Origin of the sequence: Candidatus Poriferisodalis sp., from assembly GCF_965221945.1 — a bacterium.
Taxonomy (GTDB): Bacteria; Actinomycetota; Acidimicrobiia; order Acidimicrobiales; family Poriferisodalaceae; genus Poriferisodalis.
The window spans coordinates 423,762-441,543 of record NZ_OZ244925.1; the positions used below are offsets into that span (position 1 = coordinate 423,762).

General features: G+C 66.4%; 15 protein-coding genes. 13 read left to right on the forward strand and 2 right to left on the reverse strand.

The window, feature by feature from the left end; all coding sequences use genetic code 11:
* Positions 1-27 precede the first annotated feature (27 nt).
* From ACOQPH_RS02010 to ACOQPH_RS02030, 5 genes are all read left to right on the forward strand, one after another.
* On the forward strand, positions 28-975 hold the full coding sequence (locus ACOQPH_RS02010) for an ABC transporter ATP-binding protein (protein ID WP_420623090.1): 948 nt from the start codon (positions 28-30) through the stop codon (positions 973-975).
* On the forward strand, positions 972-1,919 hold the full coding sequence (locus ACOQPH_RS02015; protein ID WP_420623091.1) for an ABC transporter permease: 948 nt from the start codon (positions 972-974) through the stop codon (positions 1,917-1,919). Before ACOQPH_RS02010 ends, ACOQPH_RS02015 begins: the two co-directional genes overlap by 4 nt.
* Positions 1,919-2,950 (forward strand): ABC transporter ATP-binding protein, encoded by a 1,032-nt coding sequence (locus ACOQPH_RS02020; RefSeq protein WP_420623092.1) that lies wholly within the window; start codon positions 1,919-1,921, stop codon positions 2,948-2,950. Before ACOQPH_RS02015 ends, ACOQPH_RS02020 begins: the two co-directional genes overlap by 1 nt.
* Entirely contained in the window at positions 2,947-3,747 is an 801-nt protein-coding gene (locus ACOQPH_RS02025) for an ABC transporter permease (RefSeq protein WP_420623093.1), read from the forward strand. The genes ACOQPH_RS02020 and ACOQPH_RS02025 overlap by 4 nt, the downstream gene beginning before the upstream one ends.
* Positions 3,748-3,934: 187 nt before the next feature.
* Positions 3,935-4,999, forward strand: a complete 1,065-nt coding sequence (locus ACOQPH_RS02030; protein ID WP_420623094.1) for a glycosyltransferase family 2 protein — start codon at positions 3,935-3,937, stop codon at positions 4,997-4,999.
* On the opposite strand, the gene ACOQPH_RS02035 is transcribed toward ACOQPH_RS02030, so the two are convergent.
* The gene (locus ACOQPH_RS02035) at positions 4,989-6,764 is read right to left on the reverse strand and encodes an acetyl/propionyl/methylcrotonyl-CoA carboxylase subunit alpha (RefSeq protein ID WP_420623095.1); all 1,776 of its coding nucleotides are present in this window, start codon (positions 6,762-6,764) and stop codon (positions 4,989-4,991) included. The genes ACOQPH_RS02030 and ACOQPH_RS02035 overlap by 11 nt on opposite strands.
* Before the next feature lie 93 nt (positions 6,765-6,857).
* Between ACOQPH_RS02035 and ACOQPH_RS02040 the strand changes: the two genes are divergently transcribed.
* Both ACOQPH_RS02040 and ACOQPH_RS02045 read left to right on the forward strand, forming a co-directional pair.
* Complete coding sequence (locus ACOQPH_RS02040) at positions 6,858-7,739, forward strand: biotin--[acetyl-CoA-carboxylase] ligase (protein WP_420623096.1); 882 nt, start codon at positions 6,858-6,860, stop codon at positions 7,737-7,739.
* A 110-nt stretch (positions 7,740-7,849) separates the two neighbouring features.
* Positions 7,850-9,346 (forward strand): leucyl aminopeptidase, encoded by a 1,497-nt coding sequence (locus tag ACOQPH_RS02045; protein WP_420623097.1) that lies wholly within the window; start codon positions 7,850-7,852, stop codon positions 9,344-9,346.
* Positions 9,347-9,398: 52 nt separating this feature from the next.
* Here ACOQPH_RS02045 and ACOQPH_RS02050 read toward each other — a convergent pair whose 3' ends face one another.
* Positions 9,399-10,127, reverse strand: a complete 729-nt coding sequence (locus ACOQPH_RS02050; protein ID WP_420623098.1) for a hypothetical protein — start codon at positions 10,125-10,127, stop codon at positions 9,399-9,401.
* A 148-nt stretch (positions 10,128-10,275) separates the two neighbouring features.
* On the opposite strand from ACOQPH_RS02050, the gene ACOQPH_RS02055 reads away from it, so the two are divergent.
* The 6 genes from ACOQPH_RS02055 (at position 10,276) to ACOQPH_RS02080 (ending at position 17,778) form a co-directional block, all read left to right on the forward strand.
* Positions 10,276-11,085: an SIR2 family NAD-dependent protein deacylase gene (locus ACOQPH_RS02055; RefSeq protein WP_420623099.1), complete on the forward strand. Its 810-nt coding sequence runs from the start codon at positions 10,276-10,278 to the stop codon at positions 11,083-11,085.
* A gap of 121 nt (positions 11,086-11,206) precedes the next feature.
* Positions 11,207-12,370 carry a molybdopterin-synthase adenylyltransferase MoeB gene (moeB, locus tag ACOQPH_RS02060; protein ID WP_420623100.1) on the forward strand — a complete coding sequence of 388 codons (1,164 nt, stop codon included), beginning with the start codon at positions 11,207-11,209 and terminating at the stop codon, positions 12,368-12,370.
* A gap of 131 nt (positions 12,371-12,501) precedes the next feature.
* Entirely contained in the window at positions 12,502-13,869 is a 1,368-nt protein-coding gene (locus ACOQPH_RS02065; protein WP_420623101.1) for an FAD-dependent oxidoreductase, read from the forward strand.
* 19 nt (positions 13,870-13,888) lie between these two features.
* Positions 13,889-15,487 (forward strand): LCP family protein, encoded by a 1,599-nt coding sequence (locus ACOQPH_RS02070; RefSeq protein ID WP_420623102.1) that lies wholly within the window; start codon positions 13,889-13,891, stop codon positions 15,485-15,487.
* On the forward strand, positions 15,484-16,860 hold the full coding sequence (locus ACOQPH_RS02075) for a UDP-glucose dehydrogenase family protein (protein WP_420623103.1): 1,377 nt from the start codon (positions 15,484-15,486) through the stop codon (positions 16,858-16,860). Before ACOQPH_RS02070 ends, ACOQPH_RS02075 begins: the two co-directional genes overlap by 4 nt.
* 51 nt (positions 16,861-16,911) lie before the next feature.
* Positions 16,912-17,778 (forward strand): hypothetical protein, encoded by an 867-nt coding sequence (locus ACOQPH_RS02080; protein ID WP_420623104.1) that lies wholly within the window; start codon positions 16,912-16,914, stop codon positions 17,776-17,778.
* Positions 17,779-17,782 lie beyond the last annotated feature (4 nt).

The following is a 17,782-nucleotide window of genomic DNA, read 5'->3' on the forward strand; positions in this document are numbered from 1 at the left end:
TCGGATCACGGCAGGTACGTTGAGCAGGTGAGCGACGGCATCGATGACAATGCGGTGATCGTCGAGACATCGGCGCTCACGCAACGATTCGGGTCGACCGTGGCGCTCGACACGCTGGACGTGCGCATGCGCACCGGCGTCACCGGGCTTGTGGGCGCAAACGGCGCGGGGAAGACCACATTGCTCAACGCCCTGCTCGGCCTGCGCATCCCGACCGCGGGCTCGGCGACGGTGCTGGGACTGGATCCACGCAGCCAGGGTGCGGCCTTGCGGGCGAAAGTGGGGTTCGCTCCCGAGCGTGACGTGCTACCCGACGAGATGCGCGCCGTGGAATTCGTGCGCCATCTGGCACAGGTGCGCGGCCTGCCTCGCAGCGAGGCGCGCACCCGTGCCTCGGACAGCCTGTGGCTGGTCGGCCTGGGCGAGGAGCGCACACGCACGCTCGGCACGATGTCCACCGGTCAGCGCCAGCGGGTCAAGCTGGCACAGGCCATGGCGTCCGATCCGCAACTGGTGCTGCTCGATGAGCCGACGTCCGGGCTCGATCCGACGCAACGCAGCGACATGCTGACCCTGATCGGCGAGATCAGCAACGAGCACTCGGTGAGCGTGGTGCTGTCGTCGCACCTGCTCGAGGAGGTCGAACGGGTCTGCGACCACATCGTGGCACTCGACGCGGGTCGCCTGGTCGCCGAAGGGCCGATCGCCGAGCTGATCGGCGACGGCGAGGGCGTCACCTTGGAACTCGTCGACATTGCCGTGCCCTCGGGGTCGGTGGACGCGGTCGTAAGCATGCTGCTCGGTGCCGGTATCGAGGTGGAGCGCTCGGGCACCACGCTGCGGCTGGGAGGCGTTGACCGCGACGAGCTGTGCGACCGGGCTCGCGACGCGGTAGCGGAAGCAGGAGCGCGTATCCGGCGTCTCGAGACCCGCCGCCGCACCTTGGCCGACCTGTTCGAAGCGTCAGCCATATGAACGACACGAACGACGCCCGCACGATGGCGACCGAAGCCGCCGACGACGCTGCACAGATTCTCGACCAGCGCTACCGGCCCTACAGCGGCCCCCGCCGCGGACTTGCCGGCGCGATGCGCGCCGTCGTCGGGTCGTCATTCAGGTTCACGCTGGGATTCGGGCGACCGGCGCGCCACAAGTTCCTGCCGTGGCTGGCTGTGGTGATCGCACTGGTTCCTGCCATTGTGTTCGTCGGCATCGCCACCGTGATCGACGTCGACATGATCTCCGAGCAGATCCTGCCCGACTACCACCAGTACTACGGCTTGATTCAGGCGGCGCTGTTCTTCTACTGCGGCATCGTGGTGCCGGAGATCCTGGTCGCCGACCGCCGCAACGGGATGCTGCCGCTGTACTTGTCGACGCCGCTGCGGCTGTGGAGCTATCTCGTCTCGAAGTCGGTCGCGGTGGCCGTGACGTTGGCAGTCATCACCATCGGGCCGCTGCTGTTCCTGCTCATTGCCTACACCGTGGAGGGATCGGGTCCTGATGGGCTGGGGGACTGGCTGATCGTGCTCGTGCGCATCTTGGGTTCCGGCATCGCCATCGCCGCCACCATCACCGCGGCCAGCCTGGCCATTTCGAGCCTCACCGACCGACGCGCCTTCGCAGTGATCGGCGTCGTCCTGCTCTTGCTGGGCAGCAATCTCGTTACCAGCGTGCTCGTCGAAACCGCCGAGCTCGACGCACGGGTGTACGCGTTCAACCTCGGCGAAATCGGTGCGGCGCTGAAGGACCGCATCTACGGCGTCGGTCCGCCGACCCCGTTGGGGGCGGGTGAAGCGTCGCAGGGCCAGCGCCTCAGCGAGCTGTCGACGATCTTCGTCGTGGCGGTGAACGCGGCTTGGGTCGCAGCAGGCGCGGCAGTGGTCTGGTGGCGCTACCGGCGGATTGAGGGGAGCTGATGAACGCGCGCCCCCATCCGGTGCCCGCACCCGAACCCGATTCGACGACCGGACGGCCCTCGCCCAGCAGCGGATCCGCTGACCCCTCGACGGACTCCCCGAATGGCGCCACGCCCTCCGGCATGGTCGAGGTGCATGGCGTGTCGAAGTTCTTCGGCGACGTGGTGGCCGTGTCGGACGTGACGTTCACGGTTCGCGCCGGCGTCACCGCGCTGCTCGGTCCCAACGGTGCGGGCAAGTCGACGCTCTTTCGCATGATGTGCGGGCTCACCCCGCCATCGCGTGGAACGGTGCGAGTGCTGGGAGCCGACGCCCGGGGAGATCGCGACGTGCGAGGCCGCATCGGTCTCTCGCCCCAGCAGGACGCCCTCTTCGACCGGCTCGACGCACTCGACTTCGTGAGTATTGCCGCGGCAACCCAGGGCGTGGCTGACCCGAGAGCTGCCGGACGCCATGCGCTGGGAGTTGTCGAACTCGACCCGGACGATCATCGGCCGGTGTCGGGCTATTCCAAGGGCATGCGGCAGCGCACCAAGTTGGCTGCCGCACTCGTCCACGATCCTGAGGTGCTGATCTTGGACGAGCCGCTCAACGGCCTCGATCCAGTCCAGCGACGTCGCATGATCGAACTGCTCGAGGGCTTGGGCGCGCAGGGACGCTGCGTGCTCGTGTCCTCGCATGTGCTCGAAGAGGTCGCTCGCCTGGGGTCACGCATCCTGGTGATCGCCCAAGGCCGTCTGGTGGCGAGCGGCGACTACCGCGATCTCCGGGAGCTGATGGACGATCGCCCGCACCGCATCAGCATCGAAGCAGACCAGCCTCGTGCTCTCGCCGCTGCGCTTGTCAGCTCGGGCACCGTCGTGGGCGTGCGCATCAACGGCGATGTGGTGGTGGCAGACACGCTGGACGTGGATCGGCTCGGGCGTGAGATCGCGCCATTGGCGAAGGGCCTCGGCACCTGTCTGCGACGCGTCATACCGCTGGACGAGGACCTCGAATCGGTATTCCGCTACCTGGTGGAACGACGATGAGCGAAGCCATCGACACCGCGCAGACGACCGTGCAACGCCGTCGTGTCGGATCCGTACGGGCGACCGTGCTGTGCTACCGAGTCCTGATCCGCCAGATCGTGACGGCCGGCCGGCTCGCGGCGCTCGCCGCTCTCGGAGCAGTCATGATCGTGGTCGGCTGGGTCGCGGGGATCGCTGCAGCTGACCGGGATCTCAGCGCTGCGGAGATGTTGCGCGACGGGGCGGGCTACGCCGATGCGTTCGGCTTGATCGTGATCGTCCCGATCGTGTCGTTGGTGTTCGCCGCGGCCTCTCTGGGTGATGCCCGCGATGACGGCACGCTCGTGTACTTGTGGCTGCGTCCGATGGGTCGCGCGCCTGTGGCAGCCGCCGCGGCCGCGGTCGCCATGACGGTGGCGCTGCCGCTGTGCGTTGCACCGACGGTGCTGGGGGGCTGGCTGGCATCAGGCGGCGCTGCAGGGTCGGGAGACCTTGCAGTCGGGATCTTGGCTGCGGCGGCGCTGGGAACGGTGGCGTATTCGTGCTTGTTCATGCTCGTCGGGCTGCTGTTCCGCAAGGCGGTGCTGTGGGGGATCGCCTACGTGCTGCTGTGGGAAGGATTGGCGGTCGGTCTCGGCGAGTTCGCTGCGCGGCTCTCGCTGCGCGGCTATGCCCGTTCGGTGCTCGCCCAGATCGCCGACGTCGACCTGGGTTTCGATCCCAACCGTGGGGTCACGGCCATCGTGGTGCTCGCCTGCGTGTCGGTCGCGAGCCTCGGTCTCGCCGCGTTGCGCCTCAGGCATCTCAACGTGGACTAAGTGCCTCAGCGGATAGGCGGCGATGCCCGGCAGCCCCGACGGCTTGGACTTTGCGCAGAAATGCCGCCACAGACGGCAAAATTGCACAAAGAAGGCGTGACAGCAACTTTCCGAGACGTCACCTATCCGCGCGGCCTCTCAGAGCCCGAGTTCCCCCAGTGTCGGGTTGACCCGACACAATGTGCGGGTGCGCCTGGTGATCCAGATCCCCTGTCTCAATGAGGCAGCGACGCTGGGTGAGACCCTGAGCGCGCTGCCGCGCCAGGTGGAGGGCTTCAGCGAAGTGCTGTGGCTGGTCATCGACGACGGTTCGACCGATGACACGGTCGACGTGGCATGGACTCATGGCGCCGACGCAGTCGTGAGCCTGACGCAGAACAAAGGGCTCGCGGTGGCCTTTGCCACCGGCGTCGACGCAGCGCTGCGCATGGGTGCCGACGTCATCGTCAACACCGATGGCGACAACCAATACAACGCGGCAGACATCAGCCGGCTCACCGAGCCGATCGTCGCGAGTCGGGCCGACCTGGTCATCGGCTCACGGGACATCCGCAATCACCCTGAGTTCTCACCGCTCAAGAAGCGGCTGCAACGACTCGGCTCGTGGACCGTGCGCCAGGCCTCGGCCACCGATGTGGCCGACGTCACCTCCGGATTCCGTGCCTACAACCGGGAGGCGGCGCTCGCAGCGAACGTGGTGTCGCGCTTCACGTACACGCTCGAGACGGTGATCCAGGCCGGCAAGTCGGACTTGGCCGTCACCGATGTGCCGGTTCGGGTGAATCCCACCACCCGCCCGTCCCGCCTTTTCAAATCCAAGCGGCAGTACGTGCGCAGGGCCGCGGGCACCATCGTCCGCGTGTACGCCATGCACGAGCCGCTGCGGGTTTTTGCCGTGTTGGCTGCGGGGTTCGCGGCGGTTGGTGTCTTCCTGTTCGCCCGCTTCGGATGGTTCCTGGTGACCTCGGACGGTTCGGGCCACGTGCAGTCGCTCATCATCGGCGCGGTCGCGCTGCTGGTGGCGATGCAGTTGCTGATGCTCGGTGTCCTAGCGGACCTGCTGCGAGCCAACCGGGTGATTGCCGAGCGAACGCTGCGCCGGGTTCGCGCCATCGAGCTCGACGTCGGCACCCTCACTAGTGACAAGCGGGTGGCGGAGGAGAACCCTGCGAGGTTGGAACCTGCTGGATTCCCGGAGCAGGAGGCTCCTCCGCCACCCGCCGCGCCAGGGGGCTCCGCAGCTACGAGATAACGATCACCACGTCGCCGGCGCCCACGGTGTCGCCTGGCGCGACCTTGATCTCGGTGATGGTTCCGGAGCGGTCCGCGTTGATGCTGTTCTCCATCTTCATGGCTTCGAGCACGACCACGCCGTCACCGCTGGTGACCTCTTGGCCGACCTCAACAAGGATCTCGACGATGGTGCCTTGCATCGGGACGGTCACCTGACCCGTACCGGTGCCGGCTGACGCGGCGCTGCTCGCGCGCCTTGGGCGCGCCGAAGCAGTCGCAGCGGTGGCGGACGAGGCTGCCTCGGGCACCCATGCGCTCACCGAGAATCGCTTGCCATCGACCTCGACGACGACGTCGCGCCGCACGCGCGGCATGTCGTCGCTGTCGGATGTGCCACCAGACCCGACGGGGGGCTCGACGTCGGCCTTGCCGCTCACACCACTCAGGTCGAGTTGTTCCTCAACCCATCTGGTGCTGTGGGTGCCGGCCCGGAAATCTTCCGACGCCATGATCACGGTGTGGGCGGCAACAGTTGTCGCAACGCCGCCGATGCTCAATTCGCCCAGCGCCCGCTGCATGCGAGCGATTGCTGTCGGGCGGTCCGAGCCCCACACGATGAGCTTGCCGATGAGGTTGTCGTAGTACTGGCTGATGGTGTCGCCTGCCTCGTACCCGCCGTCCCAGCGAACGCCGAAACCGTCGGGCACACGCAGTGACGTCAGCGACCCGGGTGAGGGCAGGAATCGCCCGCCTGCGGGATCCTCGGCGTTGATACGCGCCTCGATGGCGTGCCCGACCGAGGTCACCTCCGACTGCGTGAACGACAGCGGCTCGCCGGCGGCCACCCGGATCTGTTCGCGGACCAGATCGACGCCGGTCACCATCTCCGTTACCGGGTGCTCTACCTGCAGCCGGGTATTCATTTCCAAGTAGAAGAACTCGCCGTCCTGGTAGAGGAATTCGACGGTGCCTGCGTTCGTGTAGTCGCAGCCTCGGGCAACCGCCACCGCTGCGTCTCCCATCGCCTTGCGAACGGTGTCATCGAGAAGCGGCGCGGGACTTTCTTCAACCAGCTTCTGGTGCCTGCGCTGAGCGGAGCAGTCACGCTCGCCCAGCCAGACGACGTTGCCGTGATGGTCGGCGATGATCTGCACCTCGATGTGGCGCGGCCAGGTGAGGTAGCGCTCCATGTAGCACTCGCCGCGTCCGAAGAACGCCGCGGCCTCGCGCTGCGCAGACTCCAGCGCGGCTTCGATCTCGTCAGGCCCGCCAACGACCTTCATGCCGCGGCCGCCGCCGCCGTAAGCCGCCTTGATGGCGATGGGGTAGCCATGGGTTGCCCCAAAAGCAGCGACCTCGTCGGTCGAGGTGATCACTTCGGTGGTGCCCGGAACGCTGGCGACCCCGGACCGTTGGGCAGCGAGGCGCGCCGAGATCTTGTCGCCCATCACCTCAATGGCTTCCGGTGGCGGTCCCACGAAGGCCACACCCCGGGAGGCGATGGCCCGCGCGAATTCGGCGTTCTCGGAATAGAAGCCGTAGCCGGGATGGACTGCGTCAGCCCCGCTGCGGGAGATCACGTCCAGGATTGCTTCGGTGTTGAGGTAGCTCTCGGCTGCCGTCCGGCCGCCGAGGGCGAACGCCTCATCCGCGAGCCGCACATGCACGGCGTCGCGGTCCAGTTCGCTGTAGACGGCGACCGATGAGATGCCCAGCTCGCGGCAGGCCCGTATGACACGCACCGCGATCTCGCCCCGGTTGGCGATGAGGAGCTTGCTGAACACGAATCAGGTCCTAACAGGGCGCGCGGATAGGCAGAACATCGATCGGCGACGTTATTGCTCTCCGCTCCTGTTCGCTACCGATACTGTCGCTGCGTGCCTGTCGAGCAGGATCCGGGGCAGTTCGACTCACCGCACTTCAGCAGTGTCGACGGCACCCGTTTCACCGATGTCGAGTGGCACGACGAGATCGGCTCCACCAATACCGAACTGCTCGATCGGGCCCGACGCGGCGCACCCGAAGGGGTCGTGCTGATCGCGGACCGCCAGACCGCCGGTCGCGGTCGCCGCGGCCGCAGGTGGACGGCGCCGCCGGGCAGCTCGTTGATGATGTCCGTGCTGCTGCGACCGCCAGCGGGTCCGCTGCCTCCTGCTCGTGCGGCCTTGGTGACGCTTGCAGTCGCGCTTGCCACAGCCGACGCATGCGAGCAGACGAGCGGCGTCCGACCCCAGCTGAAGTGGCCCAACGACCTTGTGATCGCTGGCGATGCGGGCTTTGGCACAACCCTTCAAGACCGCAAGCTCGCCGGCATCCTGGCTGAGTCCATCAGCACCCAAGGACAGATCACCGCACTTGTTGTGGGCATGGGCCTCAACACCGGGTGGCCGGAGATGCCCGCAGAACTGGACGGCATTGCGACCAGCCTCAACCTGGAATCTGGTGTTCCAGTGGACCGAACGCTGCTGGCGCGCCGGGTGTTTGAGGGACTCGAAGCTCGATACGAGCGCCTCTGCCACAGCGGCGAAGACGCCAGCGACGCCACCGGGACAACTGAAGTGCTGGAAGAGGCGCGGCAGAATTCGGCCACGCTCGGCCGTCGAGTTCGCATCTCGTTTGATGCGACAAGGATCTCGCGCGTCCTCGATGGACTCGCGACTGACCTCGATGCTGAAGGGCGATTGTTGGTCACCGATGACGCCGGCGCTACCCACACAGTGGCTGTCGGCGATGTCGTGCATCTGCGCTCGGCCCACTAGTGGTCGACGCTAGGCGAGACTCTCCTGTGCCCAGACTCGGCGTCGGGTAGAACCGCGCTGCGGGACCCCGCCCGCTAACACCGCGTAAGCACCAACAGAGCGAGGATGCCGTGCCGCTGACCATTTCGATCGACGCATTCGAGGTTGTCGCCGATTTTGCTGCTGCGCCGCCCACGGCCGCCAGCGACCGGCCGGTGCGCAGCGATGCCCTGGACACGCTGGGTGCAACGCCCAACTACTTGGCCGCCAGCGGATTCGACGGCTCCCTGGGCAGCACGGCGCTCATGGCCGGTGCGTCCGATACTGCAGACGACATGCTTCCAATTGCAGTCGGGCTGGGTTCAGAGGATCTGACCACGGCAGACATCCGCAAGGTGTCGGCCTGTCTCTGGCGTGCCGCCTCGAAGCTCGACTCATTGACCTCGGCGCTGGCGGCTGCAGCGTCTGACGACGTTGGCGCTGATGTCGCTCTCGGCGCAGTCGTCGAAGGCATGCTGCTGGCGTCCTACGGGTTCAACGAGCACAAGGGCGACCCGCCGGCTCCGGCTGCGCTCGGGCGGATAGCGCTCGCGGCGCCCGATGGCACCGACGCGGCAGCAGCCATTGCACGTGCCGCCACCATGGCCGGCGGGATCGCGCTGGCCCGCGACCTCGTGAACCAGCCAGCCGGGGCGCTCACCGCGAGCGGCCTCGCCACTGCCGCAGTCGATGCAATCGAAGCAGCTGCGGCAGATGGCGATCCCGCAGCGGGCACGGCGTCGGTCGAGGTATGGGACCGCGAACGGCTCGCAGCCGAACGATGCGGCGGGCTGCTCGGCGTCAACGCAGGCTCGACAGAGCCCCCCACCCTCGTCCGCATGCGATGGCAGCCGGCGGCCACTCCGCGTGCGGTTGTCCATCTCGTCGGAAAAGGCATCACTTTCGATACCGGCGGGCTCAACATCAAGTCCTTCGAAGGCATGGAGTGGATGAAGGTGGACATGGGCGGCGCTGCGGCAGTCATCGGGGCGATGAGCGCCATCGCCCGATTGGCACCCGACGTCGCAGTCACCGGCATCTGCTGCTGCACGGACAATCAACCCGGACCCACGGCCACCAAGCCCGGCGATGTGCTGCGCATCCGCAATGGCAAGACGGTCGAGGTGCTGAACACGGACGCCGAGGGCCGGCTCGTCCTCGCGGACGGCCTCTCGCTGGCGGTCGAAGAGGAGCCTGACCTCGTGGTAGATCTCGCCACGCTCACGGGCGCTTGCCTCGTCGCCCTGGGCGACACGTACGCGGGGCTGATGGGCAACAACGCGTCGGCGATCCAGCGCACCGAGGCTGCGGCTCATGCTGCGGGGGAGCACCTGTGGCATCTGCCGCTGCCGGCGGAGTATCGGGAGCAGCTGGATTCGCCGATTGCCGACCTGCGCAACATCGGCAAAGGCCGCTACGGGGGCACGCTCGTGGCCGGCATCTTCCTGTCGGAATTCGTCGGCGAGACCCCTTGGGTGCATCTCGACATTGCCGGGCCAGTGCGAGCCGATTCTGATGCTGGCGAGCTGTCCAAGGGTGCGTCCGGCTTCGGTGTGCGCACGCTGGTCGAACTGGTCTGCAATTGGTGATTGGGTGCCGCGCTGTATGTGCAGGAGAGCGTCGGCGCCCCGGCTGGCCGCGTCACACACCTCGGGTTGCGTGAGGCCGTACGCAGCGTTCCGCCCACGCCCACGCGGTTGCCTCGTTGGCGACCCTCGGCGCCAATCCCAGCATCACGAGCCGCTCTGCGGATTCGTGGAGGCCGTGACCAAGCATCAGCATGCACGTCGCAAGCAGCCGCGTTTCGCCCACGGAAAAGTCTGTATGTCCAACGGTGCGAGTCCAGCGACCGATCTCGTCGCGCAGTTCGCGTGGCATGCGAACGTGCAGCCTGCGTGGTACCGGCGGCATCTGCCTGCGCACAATCAGGACGGCGTCGTTCTCGAAGCGGGCCAGATCGAACATGCGGCAGCGGTCGATGGTTCTCATGAACGTGCTCTGGCGACCGCCGCGGTGCTGAAGACCGAGTCGCTGCGCGGTGGACTCGAGGTCTAGGCGCAGAATCTCACCTGGGGCCAGTTCGTCGAATTCGCGCGCAAGCAGCCGCAGCAGCCAGACCGCACTGGGGCCGAGCACAGCGATCCAGAAGCGCTCCACGTAGGCCGAGCGCGGGTCGTGGCCATCGCGGTGCAGGTTGGGATCGTCCCAAGGCTGTACCTGCAGGACCCGCAGTGGCTCCGCCGCAGTTCCGTTGTGTGCGGTGCCCCCCGGCCCGGTTGCAGTGCCGTCGACCAGTTGCAGCGTGGCTGGGGTGGCCCCATCTGGAGCGGCCGAGCGGACGGGGACTGTGGGCCTCTGTTCAGCTGGCACTGGGATCTCCCTCACGTTCTCGCGCGACTGCCATTCACCTGGAACGGAATACTTGTATATCAAAAAAGATTAAAATAATATGAAACTTATTGGAAGTGCTACAACGTTCGTCAGATCGAGTCCTGCGCGATGGGTCAGACTGGGTGAGATGAACCCGGATGAGATGAACACTGGGGCCGATTCGAGTTCCGCAGTCGACGACGTGCGAACTGTGGCTGGATGGATCGACGAAGCACGTGCCATCACGGTGCTCACCGGTGCAGGCATCTCCACCGATTCAGGCATTCCGGACTTTCGCGGTCCCAATGGCGTGTGGACGAAGAACCCCGCCGCCGAGAAGCAGGCGACGCTGCAGAACTACTTGGCCGATCCCGAGGTGCGCGTCTTGGCGTGGCGAGCTCGCATGGACCACCGGGCCTGGGGCGCCGAGCCCAACGACGGTCATCGGGCCCTCGTGCAGCTGGAGCGCCGTCGCAAGTTGGTGTCGCTCTTGACGCAGAACGTGGATGGGCTGCACCACGACGCCGGATCAGACCCCGACAAGATCGTGGAGGTACACGGCACCATCCGCGAGGTTGCGTGCCTGGAGTGCGACTACCGCGACGACATGGGAATCGCGCTGGACCGGGTTCGGCTCGGCGCGGACGACCCACCATGCCCCGAGTGCGGCGGGATTCTCAAGAGCGCCACGATCAGCTTCGGTCAGCAGCTCGTTGCACGAGACCTGCTGCGCGCTCAGATCGCAGCCGAGAATTGCGACCTGATGCTGGCCGTGGGCACGACGCTGGCCGTATACCCCATCGCTGCGGTTGTACCCACAGCCAAGTCGGCCGGTGCACGCGTGGTGATCGTCAACGCCGAGCCCACCGAGATGGATCACCTAGCCGACATGGTCCTGCGGATGTCCATCTCTGAGGTGCTGCCGCGAATCTGCGGCGGCATCGCCCGCCTGAGCTGACACCCGCGTGGCGTCCGGGGTGACTAATTCCTGACTAGATAGGTAGGATTTAGGATCCGAGCCTGATCGGTTGATCAGGTCGTACCGGACGCGACGCCGAGTCACGAACAGGGAGGCCCAGATGCCCTCGTTCCGCGAACTGCTGACAGCGACCAAACGCGAGATCACCGAGATCGACACGGCCACCGCTGCCGAGTGGATCTCCGACCGCTCACCGGTCGTGCTCGACGTGCGCGAGCCCGACGAGTACACCCAGGGTGCGCTCACCGATGCGATCCATATCCCGCGCGGGCATCTCGAGGCGCAGATCGAGAACCGAGTGCTCGATCACGACGCCGAGATCATCATCTATTGCGCCGGCGGCGTTCGCTCGGCCTTTGCGGCCAAGACACTCGCCGAACTCGGGTACCCCAACTCGGTCTCCATGGATGGCGGCTTTGGCCGCTGGAAGGACGAAGGTCGTCCGTGGGCCACGCCTGCCTCCCTCGGCGCCGAACAGCGCAACCGCTACCTGCGTCACCTGATGCTGCCCGAGGTGGGCGAGGCCGGACAGCTCAAGCTGCTTGACGCCAAGGTGCTCATGCTGGGCGCCGGCGGCCTCGGCTCTCCCGCAGCGCTGTACCTGGCTGCGGCCGGTGTCGGCACCATCGGCATCATCGACATGGACGTGGTGGACGAATCCAACCTGCAGCGCCAGATCCTCCACAACGTCGACCGGGTAGGCGACCGCAAGGTGGATTCGGCCAAGAAGACCCTCACTGCCCTGAACCCTGACGTCAACGTGGTCACCTACGACACCCGGCTCGGAGCCGACAACGTGCTCGATGTCTTGTCGGGCTGGGATGTCGTCGTGGACGGCGCCGACAATTTCCCGAGCCGCTACCTGCTCAATGACGCGTCGGTGAAGCTGGGCATTCCGGTGGTGCACGGTTCGATCTTCCGCTTCGAGGGCCAGATCACGGTCTTCGACCCGCACAACGGTCCGACCTATCGCGATTACCTGCCCGAGCCCCCGCCGGCAGAACTTGCTCCCTCGTGCGCTGAAGCTGGCGTGCTCGGCGTGCTGCCAGGCATCGTCGGGTCGATCCAGGCGCTCGAGACGATCAAGCTGATCCTGGGCATCGGCGACGGCTTGGCGGGTCGCATCATCGCGTTCGACTCGCTGGAGATGTCGTTCCGCGAGTTCCGGCTGCGGCCCGACCCCTCCAACGAGGTGACCTACGCCAATCGCGAACGCATCACGGTCAGCGAGCTCGACGGTCTCTGCAGCCCCACGCTGAGCTGAGCTGACCCCAGAGGCTGAGCCGAATGGCGAAGCCGTGGCCCGAGCGGCCCGTGAGCGGAGCGAACAAGAGCGGGAAGCACTGGGGGCCGCGACGACAGAGGGGCCGGGAGCCACCGGTACGCTGCCCACTCATGGCCCAGAAGCGCTTCGTCGTGATCGGCGGTGGCCCGGCGGGCCATTCGGCGGCAACCTACGCGGCGCGCTACGGCGCAGAGGTGACGCTCATCGAGCGTGACATCGTCGGCGGTTCTGCGCACCTGCGCGATTGCGTGCCGTCCAAGATCATGATCGCGACGGGCTCCGCGCTCAGCTTCGCCGGCCACCTTGACGACATGGGCTTAGCCAATGTCTCCACGTCGGTCGACACGCCGCACCTGCGCCAGCGCATCGGCGATATCGAGGACCGCCTCGCGGACGTGGCCCGGCAGATGCTGGTCAGACAGGGTGTGCGGATCTTGTCTGGCTCAGGTCGGCTGCTCGGGCTCAACGAGGTCTGCGCCGACACATCCGACGGAGCGGTCGAGCTGTCCGCCGACGTGATCGTGCTGTCGACCGGCAGCCGTCCCCGGATCCCCGACTGGGCACCCATCGACGGTGAGCGGATTCTCACCACCCGTGACGCGTACCCGCCAGCGGAGCTTCCTGAGCACCTCGTCGTCGTGGGCTCCGGTGTGACCGGTGTGGAGTTCGTGCACATGTTCACCTCGCTGGGCTCGAAGGTGACGCTGATCGTCAGCCGCCAGCAGGTGCTGCCGCACAAGGATCCCGAGGCCGCCGCTGTGCTCGAGCAGACCTTCGGCGATCTCGGCGTGCACATGCTCAAGGGCGCACGTGCGGTGAGCATCGTGCGTGACGGCGACGCCGTAGAAGTCGTCTGCAGCGATGGGCGAACGGTGCAGGCATCGCATGCGCTGATTGCCATCGGCTCGATCCCCAACAGCGACGGGCTGGGTCTCGAGAACACCGACGTGCGCGTCGACGAGCACGGATTCGTCGAGGTCGATCACAACCTCTGCTCGTCGGTTCCGAGCATTTATGCGGCCGGCGACTTGTCCGGCAAGCTGCCGCTGTCGTCGGTGGCGGCCATGCAGGGGCGCAAGATCGTCGAGCATTCGATGGGCCCGCACGACAGCCGGCCCCATCGGCACCTCGACTACGACAAGGCCGCGTCGGCCATCTTCACCGAGCCCGAGATCGCCGATGTCGGACTTGCCGAGGCCGAGGCGTTTGCCACGGGCCGCAAGATCCGCGTCACCAAGGTGCCGTTCGGTGCCAATGCCAAGGCGCTGATCGAAGAGAATCCTCGTGGCTTCGTCAAGATCGTCTCAGACCCGCTGACCGGCCAGGTCCTGGGCGGATCGATCGTGGGCCGCCATGCAGCCGAGCTGATCTCGGTGGTGGCGCTGGCTGTGAGCGCGAACCTGCGAGTCCAGGACATCGCCGAGAGCCTGTTCGTATATCCATCCCTGAGCGAGGCCCTCTGCGAGGCAGCCGAGTGAGTAGGCCTGAGGCCGCCGAGTGAGCCACCGCAGTTGGCGGGCTCGCCTCATTCTTATTTCGCTTGCGGCGTTGACCCTGCTGGGAGCAGTCGCGACCGCTGGCTCTGCATTCGTGCTGCTCCAGCTCGGGCGGATCGAACGTCACCCCCTCGCAGACGTGCTCACCTCAGCGCCTCAGCAGCCAGTGACGGCGGCCGATGTCGTGATCGGCCAGACGTCGACAGCGCTCGGGAATCCCGATGGTGAGCCCCCTGGACACACAGCTGAGGGCGGCGGAGGCGGCACGACGGGAGATGGCGACGGAGCAGCCGATGAGGCCGACGCGGCATCGGGATCGGCTGGTACAGACAACCAATCCCCAGGGCAGCCAGTGCTCCCAGGCAGCCCGACGGGCGAGAACTACCTGCTCGTGGGCATCGACAGCACGTTGGGGCTCCCAGCGGACGACCCTTTGCGCGCGGGCCATTCAGACTTCAGCCGACTCGCAGACGTGATCATGGTGATTCGGCTGCGCAATGACGGGACGGCCGCAATGATGTCGATCCCGCGCGATCTCGCCGCCGAGATCGCAAGCACCAGCGACATCGCAGGCATCGGTCAGATTGCCAAGATAAACAGCGCCTACAACCGTGACCGAACGACCGCTGGTCGCGCTGCACGAATGATCGACACCGTGGAGGAGAATCTCGAGATCACCTTGCAGCACTTCATCGAAGTCGACTTCCAGGCCTTCCTGCGACTCGTGGACGCAGTCGGCGGCGTTCAGATGACGTTTAGCCAGCCCCTCAGAGATCAACCGAACGGCGGTACGAGCAGCCCGACTGAGAGCCGTAGTGGCTTCGTCACCAAGGCTGGCACGCACGTCCTTGACGGCCGGCAGGCACTGGCGTACGTACGGAGCCGCCACCTCGAAGAGCAGTCTCCTGACGGCACGTGGCAACGCCATGGCATCTGGAATGATCTCGCTCGCAACGACCGCCAACGCGAGTTCATGCGTATTGCCGCCGAGCAAGTCGCTCCGGGACTTCTCGCGAGTCCGATCAAGTTGCTCTCGATTCTTGACATCGCAGCCGACCATCTGTCGACCTCTGACACTCTGAGCATTGTGAACGATGGCCGGCGTCTCGCGTCGAGATTCCCGGGCATCGACTTCGATGCCGACATCGAGGAATATGAGCTGCGGGTGCAGGATCTCCACGATCCCGTGCGGTGGTCGCTGGGGCTCACGCCCGACCCCCACAACCAGCGTGTGCTGGATGTGTTCCGGGGCATCGGCTGGGACGACATTGTGGAGTCACGCGTGACGGTGCACGTCACGGGCACGGCGCGCCATCGGCTTGCAGCAGAGCTGAGCGAACTCGGCTTCGACGCGGAGGCCGCGGGAGCGATACCCGAAGGCGTTGGTCGCCCTCCGGTCGGCACGGTCGTCTATCTCTCTTCTGAGGGTCGCCTTGCAGCGGGACTGCTCGCCAGTCACCTCGTGCCTGTGCCAGACTTCGCCGGCCATGACGACCTCGATGCAACCACGGTGATCCTGCACGCAGGCGAGCGGCCACTGCGCGTCGATGCGGGCTACCGGCGGGTTGACGTGCCGACTGCTGAACAACTTGTGCCATGAGCGAAACAGCGCTCCCGCAGCGGATCCTCGTCGTCGGCGCCGGCTACGTCGGCCTCACGACGGCGGCGTGCTTCGCCCACCTTGGCCATGACGTCATCTGTGCCGACATCGATCGTGCCAAGGTGGCGTCGCTGTCAGCTGGCGTCGTGCCGATTCGCGAAACCGATCTCGACCGGCTGGTCGCTGAGGGCATCGCACAGCGTCGCCTCCGCTTCGTGATCTCGGCGGAGGCTCTTGCGGCCACATGCGATTTCGCCTTCCTGTGCGTCCCGACGCCATTGCGTGCTGACGGTGAGACGGAGCTCAGCTATCTCATGGCTGCACTCGATTCGGTGGCGTCACGACTGCGGCCTGGCTCGGTGCTGGTGACCAAGTCGACCGTGCCGGTCGGCACTGCACCCAAGATCGCGGCGGCGCTGGGACGGACCGATGTAGCGCTGGCGTCGAATCCCGAGTTCCTGCGGGAAGGGTCGGCGGTGGCCGACTTCCTGGCACCCGATCGAATCGTCATCGGGGCCGACGACCTCTCGGCGGCGCACCGGGTCGCAGCGCTGTATGCGGGCATGGATGCGCCGGTGATTCTCAGCGATCCGACGTCAGCCGAAACGGTCAAGTACGCGGCGAATGCCTTCCTGGCCGCCAAGGTCTCGTTCGTGAACGCGCTCGCCGCTGTGTGCGAAGCAGTCGGGGCCGACGTCGACTCGGTGCTCGAGGGGGTCGGCTCTGATCACCGCATCGGTTCTGCGTACCTGCAACCCGGCCCCGGCTGGGGCGGTTCGTGCCTGCCGAAGGACACTCGCGCCTTGGTGTCGGTCGCAAATGACGCTGGTTACGTCTTCCATCTGCTCGAAGGAGTCATCGCGGTGAACGAGCAGCAGCTCGACCGAGTGGTCGACAAGGTTGCTCGCGTAGTCGGCATCGAGCTTGCCCCGCCATCCGATCTCGGCGCCAGCGCACACGAGGCCGACGTTCGGTGTCTCGATGGTGTGACGGTGGCGGTGCTCGGCCTGACCTTCAAGGCGGGCACCGATGACCTGCGAGGCTCTCCCGCACTCAGGGTGGCCGACCGGCTTGGAGCTGTGGGAGCGCAACTCGTGGCGTACGACCCAGCGTTGGGCGACGACCTCGACGCTCGACCCGACATCTCCGCACTGCTGCCGGCGGCCCTGACCGTTCGCAGTTCTGCGTTCGAGGCTCTGCGCGGCGCCGAAGTGGCCGTTGTGCTCACCGAGTGGCCCGAGTTCGCGACGCTGGACTGGGCCCGGGCGGCCTCCGAGATGGCTGCTGCCCGCATCGTGGACGCCCGCAACGTGCTTGATCCCGTCCAGCTGCGCGCAGCAGGCTTCACTTACGAAGGCCTCGGCAGGCGCTAACGCCTTCGCTGAGCCGGACCGGGCGGGCGCGCCGGTAGCTTGTCGCCCCGTATGGCGAGATCAGCCGCTGCCAAGAAAGTCGCCAAAGCGGCGAGCGCCGGCGGAAGCGGCAGAGGCTTCCGCCCTCGGCGCGACCTTCTGTTCCCGGCGGCGATGCTCCTCGTCGTAATTCTGGGCGTCGTACTGATCCTGATGGCCCGAAGTGAACGGTCCACGAATGCCCCCGCAGGTCCTCCGCGGCTGGGCGACCACTGGCACTCGCTCTACGCGATCTACGACTGTGACGAATTCAACCTCGACCTCTACCCCAACGATGTCGATGACCTGTCGGGCATACACACTCACGGCGACGGGCTCATCCACATCCATCCGTTCCATACCGGCGTGACGGGGCAGTTCGCCACCGTCGGTGAATTCATGGGTGAGATCGAGTTCCAGTTGGACGACTCGACGATCGAGCTGCCCGACGGGACAATTCTCGACGAATCCGGCGAGGGATGTGCGTCGCCTGATCCCGACAGCGACGACCCGGACATCTCTGAACCGGGAGCGGAGTTGCGCATCATGCGCTGGGAGACGTTGCAGGCCGAGAAGGCGCTGGCTTTCACGGACGACCTGCGAGATGTGCGCTTCTTGGGCGACGGCCAGATCTTCGTGTTCGCCTACGTCCATCCGAGCGTCGAAAACGCCGACGTTCCGCGACCCGACGACGCGTTCCTCCGCTCCTACTTGAACCTGCCGGCAGAGGACCAGCCGCTCACCGATGGCTCGATCGAAGAGGGACCGGTACTTGATGACGGAGGCGAGAGCGAGCCGGTCGAAGGCGACCTGCCGGTCACGTCTGAACCCAATGAGACTGTCGAGCCCGGCACCGACGAGAACTCGATGGGCGGCGAGCCGGCTGCCGCGACACCCTGAGGGC